The 14,332-nt window shown below is 37.3% G+C and carries 15 protein-coding genes; 13 read left to right on the top strand and 2 right to left on the bottom strand.

Annotated elements, in window-relative coordinates; genetic code table 11:
* Positions 1 to 248 precede the first annotated feature (248 nt).
* Complete coding sequence (locus NUV40_03670) at positions 249 to 1,076, top strand: hypothetical protein (GenBank protein ID MCR4342968.1); 828 nt, start codon at positions 249 to 251, stop codon at positions 1,074 to 1,076.
* Here the strand turns inward: NUV40_03670 and NUV40_03665 are convergent.
* On the bottom strand, positions 1,057 to 1,212 hold the full coding sequence (locus tag NUV40_03665; protein MCR4342967.1) for a hypothetical protein: 156 nt from the start codon (positions 1,210 to 1,212) through the stop codon (positions 1,057 to 1,059). The genes NUV40_03670 and NUV40_03665 overlap by 20 nt on opposite strands.
* Positions 1,213 to 1,253: 41 nt before the next feature.
* Here NUV40_03665 and NUV40_03660 point away from each other — a divergent pair, with 41 nt between their 5' ends.
* From NUV40_03660 to NUV40_03645, 4 genes are read left to right on the top strand one after another with little or no spacing between them, the layout of a single operon-like run.
* The gene (locus tag NUV40_03660; GenBank protein MCR4342966.1) at positions 1,254 to 1,832 is read left to right on the top strand and encodes an NAD(P)H-dependent oxidoreductase; all 579 of its coding nucleotides are present in this window, start codon (positions 1,254 to 1,256) and stop codon (positions 1,830 to 1,832) included.
* A gap of 7 nt (positions 1,833 to 1,839) precedes the next feature.
* Complete coding sequence (locus NUV40_03655) at positions 1,840 to 2,304, top strand: MgtC/SapB family protein (GenBank protein MCR4342965.1); 465 nt, start codon at positions 1,840 to 1,842, stop codon at positions 2,302 to 2,304.
* Between the two features lie 11 nt (positions 2,305 to 2,315).
* On the top strand, positions 2,316 to 3,104 hold the full coding sequence (locus NUV40_03650) for a triose-phosphate isomerase (GenBank protein MCR4342964.1): 789 nt from the start codon (positions 2,316 to 2,318) through the stop codon (positions 3,102 to 3,104).
* Positions 3,105 to 3,111: 7 nt separating this feature from the next.
* Positions 3,112 to 4,197: a phosphoglycerate kinase gene (locus NUV40_03645; protein ID MCR4342963.1), complete on the top strand. Its 1,086-nt coding sequence runs from the start codon at positions 3,112 to 3,114 to the stop codon at positions 4,195 to 4,197.
* Between the two features lie 88 nt (positions 4,198 to 4,285).
* Here NUV40_03645 and NUV40_03640 read toward each other — a convergent pair whose 3' ends face one another.
* Positions 4,286 to 4,693 (bottom strand): HIT family protein, encoded by a 408-nt coding sequence (locus NUV40_03640; protein ID MCR4342962.1) that lies wholly within the window; start codon positions 4,691 to 4,693, stop codon positions 4,286 to 4,288.
* Positions 4,694 to 4,863: 170 nt separating this feature from the next.
* Here NUV40_03640 and recJ point away from each other — a divergent pair, with 170 nt between their 5' ends.
* The 8 genes from recJ (at position 4,864) to NUV40_03600 (ending at position 14,324) form a co-directional block, all read left to right on the top strand.
* Positions 4,864 to 6,597 (top strand): single-stranded-DNA-specific exonuclease RecJ, encoded by a 1,734-nt coding sequence (gene recJ, locus NUV40_03635; protein ID MCR4342961.1) that lies wholly within the window; start codon positions 4,864 to 4,866, stop codon positions 6,595 to 6,597.
* A gap of 42 nt (positions 6,598 to 6,639) precedes the next feature.
* Entirely contained in the window at positions 6,640 to 7,077 is a 438-nt protein-coding gene (locus tag NUV40_03630) for a ribonuclease HI family protein (protein ID MCR4342960.1), read from the top strand.
* A gap of 132 nt (positions 7,078 to 7,209) precedes the next feature.
* Positions 7,210 to 8,685, top strand: coding sequence for a ComEC family competence protein (locus tag NUV40_03625; protein MCR4342959.1), 1,476 nt, complete (start codon positions 7,210 to 7,212; stop codon positions 8,683 to 8,685).
* Positions 8,682 to 10,016 (top strand): exopolysaccharide biosynthesis polyprenyl glycosylphosphotransferase, encoded by a 1,335-nt coding sequence (locus NUV40_03620; GenBank protein ID MCR4342958.1) that lies wholly within the window; start codon positions 8,682 to 8,684, stop codon positions 10,014 to 10,016. Before NUV40_03625 ends, NUV40_03620 begins: the two co-directional genes overlap by 4 nt.
* Positions 10,003 to 11,136: a glycosyltransferase family 4 protein gene (locus NUV40_03615; protein MCR4342957.1), complete on the top strand. Its 1,134-nt coding sequence runs from the start codon at positions 10,003 to 10,005 to the stop codon at positions 11,134 to 11,136. Before NUV40_03620 ends, NUV40_03615 begins: the two co-directional genes overlap by 14 nt.
* Positions 11,137 to 11,294: 158 nt before the next feature.
* Complete coding sequence (locus NUV40_03610; protein MCR4342956.1) at positions 11,295 to 12,149, top strand: HAMP domain-containing histidine kinase; 855 nt, start codon at positions 11,295 to 11,297, stop codon at positions 12,147 to 12,149.
* A 32-nt stretch (positions 12,150 to 12,181) separates the two neighbouring features.
* Positions 12,182 to 12,583 carry a response regulator gene (locus NUV40_03605; GenBank protein ID MCR4342955.1) on the top strand — a complete coding sequence of 134 codons (402 nt, stop codon included), beginning with the start codon at positions 12,182 to 12,184 and terminating at the stop codon, positions 12,581 to 12,583.
* Positions 12,573 to 14,324 (top strand): GspE/PulE family protein, encoded by a 1,752-nt coding sequence (locus tag NUV40_03600; GenBank protein MCR4342954.1) that lies wholly within the window; start codon positions 12,573 to 12,575, stop codon positions 14,322 to 14,324. Before NUV40_03605 ends, NUV40_03600 begins: the two co-directional genes overlap by 11 nt.
* The last annotated feature ends 8 nt before the right edge of the window (positions 14,325 to 14,332 follow it).

Below are 14,332 nucleotides of genomic sequence, written 5' to 3'. Positions count from 1 at the left end.
TATTTTTTCCCTTTCCTCAATCGTTAAATGCTTGTATTTCATAACACTTTGATATTATCTGTTTAATCAAAGTGTTGCACTTACTTGTTGAACTGACCTTTTTTGTTGTTGACAGAAGAAATATATCATGTAAACTATAATCTTGTTTCCGTATGGCGTATAGTTAGCGCGGAATTAGTTCTTTATATTTTTTTTGGGGATTCCTTGGCAAGGGTAAACCAAAATAACAATTAAAAAAGGGGATAATCGTGATTCTTAAAAAAGAAACAAACCTGGGTTATTTCAATGAGGTAAAGGGCATAGACCTGCAGAGAATGGCCGGCATATTGTTGCCGGAAGGTGGCACTTCAGGCAGGGTGTACATCATGGCCTTTGATGAGGCCGTATCAGTGAGAGAGAAAGTCGTAAGCATCTTCCCTCACGTTTCAAGGGAGGTGTCCACAACGATACAGAGTGTGTCTATACTGCCTGACGGCAATGTCCTCTTTGGCATCACTGGCAACATCACCTCGCAGGTGAAATTGCTGGTATCAAAGATTGCGGAGATCGTCAGGAGGGACGGCTTAAACGGCGCATACTTCCCGGCTTACGGGATGTCCTTAAGGGTGAAGTTCTACATCAGCTGGAAAAACTATGCCGTTGATGCAATCAAGCTCCCCGGCTGGATGAAGAGTGTCCAGCCCTTCACTGTAAGGAGGGAGTACCAAAGCGTTCTTTCCAAGGGTATTATCTTCACGGATGATAAGGTCATCAAGGAGATATCCTTGGGCGACCTTTACAAAGAGGCATGGGCAAAAGCCATGAAGATCGCAGAGGTCAAGGGCGATAAGACTATCCTCTATATAGACCGCGTAGAGAAAGGAAGGGCGCTGGTCACTGTGGGGGGCGACATCTTCGCCTTAAACCTCAAGGACGGAAGCTTCAAAAGCGTCTTCGTGGCATCTTCGGAAGAGGCGCCGTCAGCGGTTCTCAGACTGCATGCCGGTGTCGTGGCCTTCATAACCAAGAAGGGTGGGGGGATAAACATATTCCCTTCAACTTCACCGGAGAGCATGGCTATAGCCGAGGCCATTTAGGATATAAGTCATAAAAGGTAGTAGTAAGTTTTAAAAAGACAAAATTCCTTGCCAAGTTCCTATAAGCGCCGAAGCCTAAAAACTTCGGCGCTTTTTTATTTTGCGCGATAATCTGAGTATCCTTTGCTGTCAACATTCTTATTTTGTTATAAACGAAAAATAGTTTATTATGTCTCTATGAATAAGAAAGTAACTGTCATATTAGGGCATCCGTCTCGTGAGAGTTTTTGCGGATCTATAATGCAAAGTTATATAGACGGAGCAAAAGAGAGCGGGAAGGAGGTGAGAGAGGTTTATATTGGTGATTTAAAATTTGACCCGATTTTATGGAAAGGGTATTCATCTATTCAGGAGCTTGAAGAAGATTTAAAGAAAGCTCAAGAAGATATGCGCTGGGCAGATCATCTTGTGTTTGTGTACCCTACTTGGTGGGGAGGAATGCCGGCTCTTATGAAGGGATTTGTGGATAGGGTTTTCTTGCCGGGTTTCGGTTTCAAGTTCAATAAAGGGCAACCTTACCCGGACAGACTTTTAAGCGGGAAGAGCGCTCACCTTATAGTTACCATGGACAATAAGCAAAAAATAAGCGAGAAGCTTTTTGGCGCGCCAAGCGTTGTCGCTTTAAAAAAAATTGTTTTGGAATTTTGCGGCGTTAACCCGGTAGATATTAAAATTATAAGCTCTTTAAGAAAATTTAATGATGAAAAAAAACAAGAGCTTTTATCGGATATAAAAAATATCGGAAAAACGGTATAATCTTTTTATGGAATTAACATTTATCCAAAATTTAAATATATTTCTTCAGTTGGCTGTCGCGGCTTTACTAGGTGGCATTATAGGTATTGAGAGATCAGTTGCTCATAAGACAGCGGGCATGAGGACTTATGCCTTGGTAAGCATGAGTGCGGCTCTTTTTATTGTCATCTCAAATACTGTTACATCTCGATATATAGGGATTACAAATTTTGACCCGCTTCGAGTCGCTTCTCAGGTCATTGTTGGAATCGGTTTTATAGGCGCCGGGCTTATAATCTTCAAGAGGTCTAAGTTAAGAGGGCTTACCACAGCGGCTGGTTTGTGGATGGCAGCCGGTATAGGGATGGCGGTTGGTTATGAGCTTTATGCCATAGCCGTTTTTGTCAGTGCCCTTACTATATTTATTTTCACTATTATGTGGGCTATTGAAGATAAGGTGAAGAAAAATATAAAACTTGATAAAAATAAATAATTTTTATAGATATGAAGAAATTGATTGTCGCTAATTGGAAGATGAATCCTGCTGATAAAGAGACAGCAAAAAAGATTTTTAATTCCGCCAAGAAGAATTCTCGTAATTTAAAGAATGTAGAGATGGTTAGTTGCCCACCTTTTGTTTATTTGGGGATTTTAGCTCCATCCGCCCAAGGCGGACTTCACACCAAGAGCCAACTGGCGCTTGGTGTTCAGGATATATTTTGGGATGAGAAGAAAACAGCGTACACGGGAGAGGTCTCCGCCACAATGCTAAAGAAGCTCGGAGTGAAATATGTAATCATCGGACACTCTGAGAGGAGGGAGCACTTAGGGGAAGATAATTTGATGATAAACAAGAAGGTAAAGTACGCGCTTATCTCAGGGCTTAAGGTTATACTTTGTGTTGGAGAGAGAAAGCGAGATGAAGACGGTGATTATCTTAATTTTATAAAGACAGAGTTATTGGAAGGGCTCAAATCCGTACCAAGTAAACTAGCAGGCAATTTGATAATAGCTTATGAGCCTATTTGGGCGATAGGCAAGTCCGGCAAGAATGCCGATTCTCCGGAGAAGGTGTTTGAAGTATCAATTTATATTAAAAAGATTCTTGTAGATGTTTTTGGAAGACAAAAGGGAGAAAAGATACCAATACTTTATGGCGGATCTGTAGATGCTAAAAATACAGCCGGCTTTCTTTCTTCGGGAGGCGTGTCAGGTCTCTTGATAGGGCACAAGTCACTAGAGATAGAGTCTTTTAAAGAAATACTTGAGATGGCAAATAATATTAAAAATTAATTTAATTATGAAATTACCAAGTATAAAACAGGCGAAGAATTTAAAGGGTAAAAAGGTTCTTTTAAGAGGGGACCTAAACGTATTTATAGAAGATGGCGAAGTGAAAGGAGATTTCAGGATAAAACAAATTCTTCCTACAATCAGATTTTTGAAGAAAAATGGAGCAAAAGTTATAATATTAAGTCACGTTACAAAAGGACGAGCTGCGGGTTTGTTGCCTGTGGCAGAATATATTAATTCATATTTTAAAGTAGATTTCTCGAGGGAGGTCTTAGGAAGTGAAACAAGAGAGAAGATCAATAATATGAAAAATGGCGGAGTTCTTCTGCTTGAGAATTTAAGATCAGACGATAGAGAAAAAAATAATGATACCGCTTTTGCCAAGGAGTTAGCTTCCCTTGGGGATATTTATGTTAACGACGCCTTCTCGGTTTCTCATAGAAAGCACGCTTCTATAGTGGGTTTACCCAAGTTTCTTCCTTCGTATTCAGGACTTCTTATGGATGAAGAAGTTTCAAATCTGTCTAAAGCATTTAAGTCAAAACACCCTTTTCTCCTAATCTTGGGAGGTGTAAAATTTGAGAGTAAATTAGGCGTGCTTAAGAGATTTATAAAGACTGCTGATAAGATATTTATAGGAGGGGCGTTGGCAAACGTCTTCCTTAAAGAAAAAGGAATTGATATAGGCAAGTCTATTTATGACAAAGACGTTGATATAAAGAAATTTGTGAAGAGCAAAAAGATTGTTATTCCTAAAGACATGCTCACAGAGAGCGGTATCAATTGGGATATTGGCACTGATGCAATAAAAGAATTAAAGGAGATTATAAGTAAATCTAAATTTGTAATCTGGAGCGGACCACTTGGCAACTTTGAAGGAGGATATAAGAATGGCACTACTGAAATAGCAAAAGCTATAGCTAAGTCTAAAGCGATCTCTATCGTTGGTGGAGGGGATACCATCTCGGCTATAAAGAAGTTGAATATATTAAATAAGTTTTCTTTTGTATCAACCGGTGGTGGAGCAATGCTTGCTTTCCTATCAGAGGGAACTTTGCCAGGTATAGAAGCGCTTAAGAAAAAGAAGAAATAAACAAAAAAGATTTCGCTATAACGAAATCTTTTTTAATTAGTTTAGGCAAAAAGCAACGGCTATCCGCCGCGGCGGATAGCCGTTGGGGTTAGATGAATTTTCTTATTTCTTTGGCGGTTTTTTTGCTTGTATCTTTATCATATTCTTTGCCGTGCCAGAGTTTATATCCGTCATCAGAAAATCTTGGCATTATGTGGATGTGGGCATGGAAGACGATTTGTCCTGCTGCTCTGCCGTTATTCATCCCTATATTTATACCATCAGCTTTTGTTCCTTCTTTCACTGCTCCTGCAACCTTCTTTATAACCGGACCGATTTTGCATAAAGTATCATCGGGAATTTCAAAAAGATCTTTGTAATGATTTTTTGGGATTAAAAGGGCGTGACCTAAGTTGATTGGCGTGATATCAAGAAAAGCTAGGAAATTATCATCTTCATAGATTTTATCTGCCGGTATTTCTCCTTTTATTATTTTACAAAATATACAATCATTCATAATGTCTTAGAAATTATTTAATTTAAATAATGGAAAGTGAATTTTCAAAAACTAAAATCTTAATTTCCTGCAAGAGCCAAACAGCAAGGGACAGTTTTCGGAAATCAAGTTTTAGTTTTTGAAAAATTATTCTACACTTTTTCTTTTAATTATATGATATACTCTCTTAAATGACAAAAAAGTGGATTGTAAATAAAGAGATACCAAAAGAAGCGGATAAAAAACTTGAAGCTTATCCCCAGCTGGCTCGCCAGCTTCTTTTTTATCGCGATATTAAGAGTGCCGATGAAGCGGAGAGGTTCTTCAATCCGGATTACGGGAGAGATATGCATGATCCTTTTCTTATGCTTGGCATGGAGGAGTCAGTCACGAGGATTCTTAAGGCAATAGAGAATAAAGAGAAGATTGTGGTCTTCGGCGACTATGACGCCGACGGCATCTCAGGCAGTGTGATTTTTTATGATTTTTTTAAAAAAATAGGTTTTGAGAATTTTCATATTCATATTCCAAATAGGTATAAAGACGGATACGGCCTTACCTTGGGGGCGATTGATGAATTTATAAAGGATAGTATTAATCTTATAATTACTGTTGATTGCGGTATTACAGATACGCCTGAAGTGAAGAAAGCAAAAGATGCCGGTATTGATACTATTATAATTGACCATCATATCGTGCAGGAAGACATGCCTGAGGCGTATGCGATAATTGACGCCAAGCAGGAAGGAGAGACATATCCTTTTAAATTTCTATCAGGAGCTGGAGCTGCTTTTAAAACAGTTCAAGGTCTTATTAAGAGAGGGATTGATACCGGTCAATTTAATATTGTAGAAGGCTGGGAAAAATGGCTTCTTGATGTGACGTCTATTGCCACTATTGCCGATATGGTTTCTCTTCGCGATGAAAACAGGACGATTGTTCATTTCGGATTGAAGGTTCTTCGTAAGACAAAGAGAGTCGGTCTTGTTTCTTTATACAAGAGATTGAAATTAAATAATGAATATTTAAATGAAGATGATATCGGATTTATGGTGGCGCCAAGGATAAACACGGCAAGCAGAATGGGGCATGCGACTACAAGTTTTAACTTATTGATAACAGAAAATAAAGAAGAAGCTCAAAGTATCGCTTCTGACCTTGAAGGGAAGAATGGCGAAAGAAAGGAATCGGTGCAGGTGATACTTGATGCCGTAGAAGGGAAGTTTGCCGGAAAGGAAGATAATATTCCGCCGATTATCGTCTTGGGTGATTTTAGTTGGATGCCTGGAGTGCTTGGGCTTGCCGCCAATAGGATAATGGAGAAATATCAGAGGCCAGTATTTCTCTGGGGCAAGGCTGATGCTCATGAGATAAAAGGTTCTTGCCGTTCAGATGGGACCATAGACCTTGTTAAATTTATGGAAGGAGTCAGTGGCCTATTCACAGGATTTGGCGGACATGCTTTGGCTGGCGGTTTCAGTGTGGCTCCTGAAAAACTTGATTCACTGGAAGTGGAGGCGGTGGAAGCGTATAAGAAAGTGGAGAAGATGGAAAACGGATTTGCTACGTTTGAGATAGACAGCAAGCTCGGCTTGGACGATATAAATTGGAAGAATTGGAATATTATTGAGAAATTTGCGCCGTTTGGTATGGATAATCCGAAGCCGGTCTTTATGTTTGAGAATATAAAGATAGGAGAGGTGAGAGAGTTTGGCAACGGTGGTATTCACCTTGAGCTTTCGTTTACTAAGACAAGCGGAGATACAGTGAAAGCGATAGGATTCTTCATGAAAGTGGACAAGTTTAAAGATATAACTCTTAAAGATGAGCAAGATATAGATTTAGTAGCGACAATGGAGAAATCAATGTTTCGCGGCGTGCCGGAGCTCCGCCTCAGGATTGTGGATATACGAAAAGCCGTATAAAATAATAGATATTAAGAGTATATAACTATAACTTTTAACGAGATGAAACAAGATAAAATTGTAATCTATACAGACGGCGGTTCAAGGGGGAATCCGGGTCCCGCTGGAGTAGGCGTGGTTATTGTTGATAGCCAGGGTAAAGTCTTAAAGGAATATTCAAGCGATATCGGCGTGCGGACAAATAATGAGGCAGAATATGAGGCGATTATTTTAGCCTTAAGTAAAGTTAAACATCTGTTTGGAAAAGAAAAAACAAAAAATCTTGAGATTGAAATAAGGACAGACAGCCAGCTTATTGCTAGACAGTTGAAGGGGGAGTATAAGCTTAATGAAGAGAAGCTTTTTCCTTTATTTATAAAGATCTGGAACTTGAAGACGGAACTGGGAAAAATTTCTTTTGTGGAAATTCCCAGAGAGAAGAATAAAGAGGCAGACAGGCTGGCAAATGAAGCGATGGATAAGAAGAAAACATTATTTTAGTTTTATAAAGGCAAAAGTGAGAAACAACTGTTTTTCCAGAACGGTCATAGAGGGAAATTCTTCCAAAACAGTTTTTCTCACTTTTGCTTGAGATATCAAGAAATCAAGTTTTGGGTTTGTGGAAATCTTTTTATGAACAAAATCTTTACGATATTTTTGGGCAGTTTTGTTTTCGGTGTATTTATACGCTCTTTTTTAGATTTCGGCCCGGCTTTTGCCGGACTTTTTATTTTACTTGGCGCAGTTTTGGTTCTCGTTTATTTTTTTCAAGGGAAGAAAAAGATTATTATTTTCGCTTCTCTTTTGTTCTTCTCAACAGGTCTTGGAATTTTCAGATATGATATCAGTTCAAACAGTAGAGAGAATATATTTTTTGAAAGTAACATTGATCAAGCAATTAGTTTTAAAGGTATTGTTTCCGATGAGCCTGACTACAGAGAAGACAATACAAGGTATATTATTGAGGTAGGTGACGGGGTGAGAATACTTGTTTATGGAGAGCGTTACCCGGAATTTAATTATGGCGATGAAGTCGGGGTCAAGGGTAAATTAAAAAAACCTGAGAATTTCTCAGGGGATTTTAATTGGCCTCTTTATCTGGCTAAGGACAATATTTTTTATGAGATGTTTTATCCGAAGATGGAACTTATTTCATCTGGAAATGGTTTTATATTGAAAGAGGGCTTGTTCGCCGTAAAGAGAAGATTTTTGCAAAATATTTCACGGGTTATCCCTTCTCCTCATTCAGCTCTCCTTGGCGGATTGGTCGTAGGTTCAAAAGAGGCTATGGGAAAAGAACTTCTGGATGATTTTCGTAAGACGGGTGTTATCCATATCGTGGTTTTATCCGGATACAATGTGACGATAGTCGTCCTTTCAATGATGAGAATATTCTCTTTTCTTCCTCAGGTTTTTGGTATCGCGCTTGGGTCGTTTGGAATAATATTATTTGCTCTTTTGACAGGCGCTTCGGCAACCATTGTGCGCTCTTCAATAATGGCGCTTATTGTTGTTTTGGCGAAAACTACAGGCAGGATTTATAATATTACAATAGCTCTTTTTATCGCCGGTTTTTTGATGATCTTTCATAACCCGAAGATTCTTGTATTTGATCCGTCTTTTCAGCTTTCTTTTCTCGCAACTGTCGGGCTTATCTATTTTTCCCCGTTTTTTGAGAGAAAGTTTAAATTTATCCCGGAGAAGTGGAATATCCGCGAGGTCGCTATTGCCACTTTAGCTACTCAAATTTTTGTCTTGCCGTTTTTGCTGTATAAGATCGGGGAAATATCTATCGTTTCTTTGCCGGTGAATCTTCTTATTCTTATCTTTGTACCGGTTACTATGTTTTTCGGGTTTTTGGCCGGGTTTTTTGGCTTTCTGGGTATAATTATTTCTACGCCATTTGCTTGGGTTACTTATCTTCTCTTGGAATACGAGCTCAAGGTGGTGGATATTTTCAGCTCTATCCCATTTGCATCAATTAAGCTTCAGGTTCCTTTGTGGATAATGTTTCTTATTTATGTTATATATGCTTTTATTATATTTAAATTTATTTTTGGCAGGCAGGTTTTAAAAGAGAGTGATTTTGATATAATTGATGATATATGATTAAGACTCATAATTTTAGAAAAATTATTATATTAAGCGGAGATTTGATTCTTTTGTTTTTTTCATTCTTTTTAACTTTTTTTTTGAGGTCTTTGGAATTTCCTTCTTCTACTGTTATAAGTACAAACGCTATGCCGATGATCATGTTGTACATAATATGGATTATCATATTTTTTATCGCGGGATTGTATGAGATTGAGAAGTTTATTTCGTTTAATGATTTAAGGAATCGTTTTTTGAAGACAATGCTTGCCGTTGGCATTATTTCAGTTTTGGTATTTTATACTGTTCCAATCTGGGGGATAACGCCTAAAACAATCTTATTGATAAATTTGCTTATAGTCACTGGTCTTATGTGGCTATGGAGAAAGTTCTTTTTTAATAATGTGGTTAAAAGTTCCAAGATAAATGTTATTTTTTTCGGGTCATCAAAAGAGATTGAAGATTTTGCCGGTTTTATAAATGACCGACCACAACTTGCTTATCAAGTATTGGATATATTTGACGAGGATAAAAGCAAAGAGATTGATATTGAGAGATATGTTAAAGAACATAATGTTGAAGTTATAGCTGTTTCTGATGATATGAGGCAAGATGACAGTTTGATATCTGTTTTTTACAATATAATACCGCTAGGCGTGGCTATAGTTGATTTTAGTAATTTTTATGAATCTGTGACCGGGAAAGTCCCTGTTTCCGTGATAGGCAAAGCTTGGTTTCTTGAGAATCTTGTTGAAATAAATAAACGAGAATACGAGAATATAAAAAGGGTTATTGATTTGGCATTGTCTGTGTTTGTAGGTATTGTCTTTTTATTTTTTCTTCCTTTTGCCGCTTTTTTTATAAAAATTACAAGTCGCGGAGATGTGTTTTATAAGCAGAATAGAATAGGTAAAAACGGAAAAATTTTTCATATTATAAAGTTCAGGTCAATGGTTTCTGGCGCAGAAAAGAATGGAGCGGAGTGGTCTAAGAAAAATGATGATAGGATTACTTATTTTGGGAGAATATTAAGGGGTTCAAGGATAGATGAATTGCCTCAGGTCTGGAATGTTATTCGCGGGGACATTTCTTTTTTCGGTCCAAGGCCGGAGAGGCCGGAATTTGTAAAAGAGCTTTCTTTGAAATTGCCTCATTATAAAATGAGACACCTTGTAAAGCCCGGGCTTACCGGCTGGGCGCAGATAAATTTTCCTTACGGATCTTCTATTGAGGATGCGTTGGAAAAATTGCAGTATGATTTATTTTATATAAAAAATCGCTCTCTGGCCCTTGATGTGTCTATTGCTTTAAAAACATTAAAGACAATCATCTCTAATGAAGGAAGATAGAAAAAAAAAGATAATATATCTTATTACAAAGTCATCTTGGGGAGGGGCGACAAGATATGTGTTTGATTTGGCCACCAGTCTGCCAAAAGATGATTTTGAAGTGATGGTTTTATCAGGAGGAGGAGGAATACTTAATGAAAAACTTAAATACGCTGGCATAAAAACAGTATCAATAGAAAAACTTTCGCGAGATATAAATTTATTTGCGGAGATTAAGGTTTTCTTTAGTCTTTTGAAATTATTTAGAAAAGAGAGGCCAGATGTAGTGCACTTAAATAGTTCTAAGGCCGGTGGGCTTGGCGTTCTCTCAGCAAAAATTGCCGGTGTTCGTAATATAATTTTTACAGCTCATGGTTGGGCTTTTAATGAAGATCGTCCTTTTTGGCAAAAGACTCTGATAAAAATATTTGTTTGGGTGACCCTTCTTTTAGCGGATAATATAATCTGTGTTTCAGAAGCTACAAAGGAAAATATAAAAAATTTTCCTTTTGTATATAGAAAGACACGAGTTATCTATAATGGGATTCCAGATTTTGATCTTTTAGAGAAAAATGAAGCGAGGACCGCTTTAAAAAATATTTCTATGATTGATTTGCCAAGCGAAGCAATATGGATTGGGACGCTTTCTGAACTTCATAAAAATAAAGGTTTAGAATATGCAATTAAAGCCATTTCTTTATTAAGGGATTACCCGATAGTTTTTTTGATAATAGGCGGGGGTGAATTGAAGATCAATCTTGAGGAAATGATAAAGAAAGAGAAGTTAGAGCAAAAAGTTATTCTTTTGGGGTTTATTGATAATGCGAAAAGATATCTTAAGGCTTTTGATATTTTTCTTTTATCCTCAATCACTGAGGCATTTCCTTATTCTATTATTGAAGCGGGTTTTGTCGGTCTTCCGGTAGTGTCTTCTTCTGTCGGCGGCGTGCGAGATGTAATTTCAAGCGATTGCGGTGTTTTAGTAAAGCCGGCTGATTATAACTCTATAAAGATTGAATTGGAAAGTTTATTGAAAGATAAAGAAAAGAGAGAAAAATTAGGCGTTAACTTAAAGCAGAAAATAGAAAATAGTTTCTCTTTTAAAAGTATGATAACTCAAACGACCGGGTTATATCTGTAGTCTTGCGTGAAATATCATTACTTTTACACATAAGGCATTTGCGAGATGATTTGTGAGTAGTATAATTAAGTTAAATGATTGGAAGTTTAAATTTAATTAAAGACTGCAGAAATTATAGAGTTAAGTTATGGCAATGCCCTCAGTTCTTATTTTTGATAATGGGATTATTCATAATCCTATCTATTATTTCTACATATTATTTGGCTCAATATTATGTAGAGCCTGAAATAGTCGCGCTTATAGTCTTAATTATAACCGCGGTTCTTTTTGTAATAAGCTACGTTATAGTTTATTCTTTTGAACAGGTAGTAATAGCGTCTCAGACAAAATCGGAATTTGTTAATATTATGTCTCATGAACTAAGGAGCCCGCTTTCTGCAATGAAGTGGCAGCTTAATTTAATACAGCGATTAAAGCCAAACGGCGAAGAGATACTTCCTATGCTTTCAATGCTGGAAGAGAAGAATGAGGAAATGATTAAGCTTTCCAATAAACTTTTGGAGATAGATCAGATTGAGGGCAATGGTCTTGTATTAAAACCGGTTTCTTTTTCTTTAAATAAAACGATTGAGACTGTCTTGAAAGAACAAGAAGGTTTTGCTTATATAAAAGACATTACTCTTGTTAAAAATCTATCAGGCGAACCCATTTTCGTGTTTGCCGATGACAGGAAGGTAAAAGATGTTTTAGGCCATCTGATAGACAATGCTATTCGTTATAGTTTTAAAAAGGGTAATGTCGTAATATCAATAGAAAAGGTTTCGGGATTTGCCAAGTGCTCTATCACTGATAATGGTATAGGAATATCATCTGTTGATGCTAAGAAGATATTTACAAAATTTTTTAGAAATCAAAGCATCGTCAGCTATCAGACAAGAGGCACCGGCATAGGATTATTTATAGCCAAGGCTGTCATTGAAGCTTCCGGAGGAAAGATAGGTTTTGAGAGCATAGAAGGCCGCGGCTCTACATTCTGGTTTATGCTTCCTCTTTCTTCGGAAAAGAAGGCTTAATGCTGATGTTAAATTGCGCTTTGTAATTTCTTATGGAGAAAAAGAAAAAAATACTTTTTATAGAAGACGAACGGCGTTTTCAGGAGATGCTTGAAACTATTTTTAAGGCTGAGGGCTTTGAAACTTTTTCCGCTTTTAATGGCGTTGACGGAGTAAGGATGGCGGAAGAAGAAAAGCCGGATATTATACTTTCTGACTTAGTTTTGCCTAAAAAAGACGGATTTAATGTAATTAATGAATTGAAAAATAATCCTAATATTTCCAATATTCCTATAATTATTCTCACAAACTTGGAAGAAAATCAGAATGTTGAAAAAGTTATTTCTTCCGGCGCCAATATGTATCTGGTGAAAGCAAATTATACACTTGATGATATTGTAGCCAAAGTAAAAGATACTCTAAAAATTAACAATAAAGAAAAAAATGAGAGTTGAACAGGAACAACTCAAAGCCTTTTTGCTTGATTCAAGCTTGGTGAATAGCAGTGACATTGATGAAGCGGAAAAGAAGGCAAAGAAGACAAAAAAAAGTTTGCGAGATGTTCTATTAAGCGACGGGAAAGTGAATGAAGATGACTTAATACATCTTGAGGCATATATACTCGGTATTCCGTTTGTAAACTTGAAGAATGAAAAGATAAGCTTTGACGTCTTAAGCATGATCCCTGAGCCGATAGCGAGGACTCATAATATAGTCGCTTTTAAAGCTTATGACGGATCACTGGAGGTGGCAATGCTTGATCCTGAAGACCTTGAGACGATAGATTTTATAAAGAAAAAATCAAGTTTAAAGATACTACCAAGACTTACCACACCTGATTCTATCAAATATGCGTTATCTCAGTATCAAAGGAGTTTGAGTGCTGAATTTAGCGATATTATAAAAAAAGAATCAGGATCTATAAAAATCATTTCTGACGAGATTGGCGGAGAAGAAAAAGTTGAAGAATTAAAAAAACTCGGAGAAGATCTTCCCGTTGTGAAGATTGTGGATACTCTTCTTCGTCATGCCATACTTGAGCGGGGAAGCGATATTCATATTGAACCGACTGATAAAGATGTTATTGTCCGTTATAGAATTGACGGTGTTTTGCATGATGCCATGGTTTTGCCAAAAAGCGCCGCTGATGGAATCGTCGCTCGTATTAAGATTCTCTCAAGCTTGAGGCTTGATGAGAAGCGTTTGCCTCAAGACGGCAGATTTAAGATTGAGACTCCTGAAGAAAGAGTGGCTTTCAGAGTGTCTGTTTTGCCGGTTTATAACGGGGAAAAAGTCGTACTGAGGCTTTTGCATGAAGGAGCGAAAGGTTTTTCTTTGGAAGCTTTAGGTTTCTCGGAGAGCCAGATTGATAAAGTGCAGAAAACGATAAAAAAGCCAAACGGCATGATTCTTGTAACGGGCCCTACCGGCTCTGGAAAAACAACAACTCTTTATACTGTTCTTGATATATTGAATAAACCAGGGGTGAATATATCTACTGTTGAAGACCCTATTGAATATCAAATGCAAAGGATTAATCAAAGCCAAGTCAGGCCTGAAATAGGATTTTCTTTCTCAAACGGATTAAGGTCTCTTTTGAGGCAAGACCCTGATATTATAATGGTCGGCGAGATTAGAGATAATGAAACGGCATCTTTGGCAATAAATGCCTCATTGACCGGCCATCTTGTCTTATCAACGCTTCACACTAATTCAGCGGCTGGCTCCATCCCGAGGCTTCTTGATATGAAAGTGGAACCGTTCCTTTTAGTGTCAACATTAAATATGGCTGTTGCTCAGCGTCTTGTCAGGAAATTATCCAAAACAAAAGAAAAATATTTTCTAAACAAAGATCAATTGAAGGATTTAGGCGACGTGGTTGATTTGGATAGAATGTTAGAAATTTTAAAGGATGAAAAAGTCATAGAGCCGAATATTTCTTTTGACAAAATACCATTTTATAAGACGAAACAGACAAAAGATTCTCCTGACGGGTATTTTGACAGAATCGGAATACATGAAGTGCTTGAAGTGACAGAAACTATAAAAAATTTGGTTATGAAAGACGCCACTTCTGATGAAATTGAAAATCAAGCGAAAAAAGAGGGGATGATAACGATGCTTGAAGATGGTATTATAAAAGCAGTCCAAGGAATTACCACCATTGAAGAAGTCCTGAGAGTTACCAGCGAGTAATAACAGCA

The organism is Patescibacteria group bacterium (genome assembly GCA_024654625.1).
Lineage (GTDB): Bacteria > Patescibacteriota > Minisyncoccia.
Note: the sequence above shows the minus strand (reverse complement) of the source record. Positions and strands in the feature narration are given on the sequence as shown.

Bases quoted from the DNA above. Each gene is read 5' to 3' on its own strand.
- NUV40_03660 (MCR4342966.1), top strand. From the start codon at position 1,254: ATGAATAAGAAAGTAACTGTCATATTAGGGCATCCGTCTCGTGAGAGT.
- NUV40_03600 (MCR4342954.1), top strand. From the start codon at position 12,573: ATGAGAGTTGAACAGGAACAACTCAAAGCCTTTTTGCTTGATTCAAGC.
- NUV40_03630 (MCR4342960.1), top strand. From the start codon at position 6,640: ATGAAACAAGATAAAATTGTAATCTATACAGACGGCGGTTCAAGGGGG.
- recJ (MCR4342961.1), top strand. From the start codon at position 4,864: ATGACAAAAAAGTGGATTGTAAATAAAGAGATACCAAAAGAAGCGGAT.
- NUV40_03620 (MCR4342958.1), top strand. From the start codon at position 8,682: ATGATTAAGACTCATAATTTTAGAAAAATTATTATATTAAGCGGAGAT.
- NUV40_03605 (MCR4342955.1), top strand. From the start codon at position 12,182: ATGGAGAAAAAGAAAAAAATACTTTTTATAGAAGACGAACGGCGTTTT.
- NUV40_03610 (MCR4342956.1), top strand. From the start codon at position 11,295: ATGGGATTATTCATAATCCTATCTATTATTTCTACATATTATTTGGCT.
- NUV40_03625 (MCR4342959.1), top strand. From the start codon at position 7,210: ATGAACAAAATCTTTACGATATTTTTGGGCAGTTTTGTTTTCGGTGTA.
- NUV40_03615 (MCR4342957.1), top strand. From the start codon at position 10,003: ATGAAGGAAGATAGAAAAAAAAAGATAATATATCTTATTACAAAGTCA.
- NUV40_03640 (MCR4342962.1), bottom strand. From the start codon at position 4,693: ATGAATGATTGTATATTTTGTAAAATAATAAAAGGAGAAATACCGGCA.
- NUV40_03665 (MCR4342967.1), bottom strand. From the start codon at position 1,212: ATGTTGACAGCAAAGGATACTCAGATTATCGCGCAAAATAAAAAAGCG.
- NUV40_03655 (MCR4342965.1), top strand. From the start codon at position 1,840: ATGGAATTAACATTTATCCAAAATTTAAATATATTTCTTCAGTTGGCT.
- NUV40_03650 (MCR4342964.1), top strand. From the start codon at position 2,316: ATGAAGAAATTGATTGTCGCTAATTGGAAGATGAATCCTGCTGATAAA.
- NUV40_03645 (MCR4342963.1), top strand. From the start codon at position 3,112: ATGAAATTACCAAGTATAAAACAGGCGAAGAATTTAAAGGGTAAAAAG.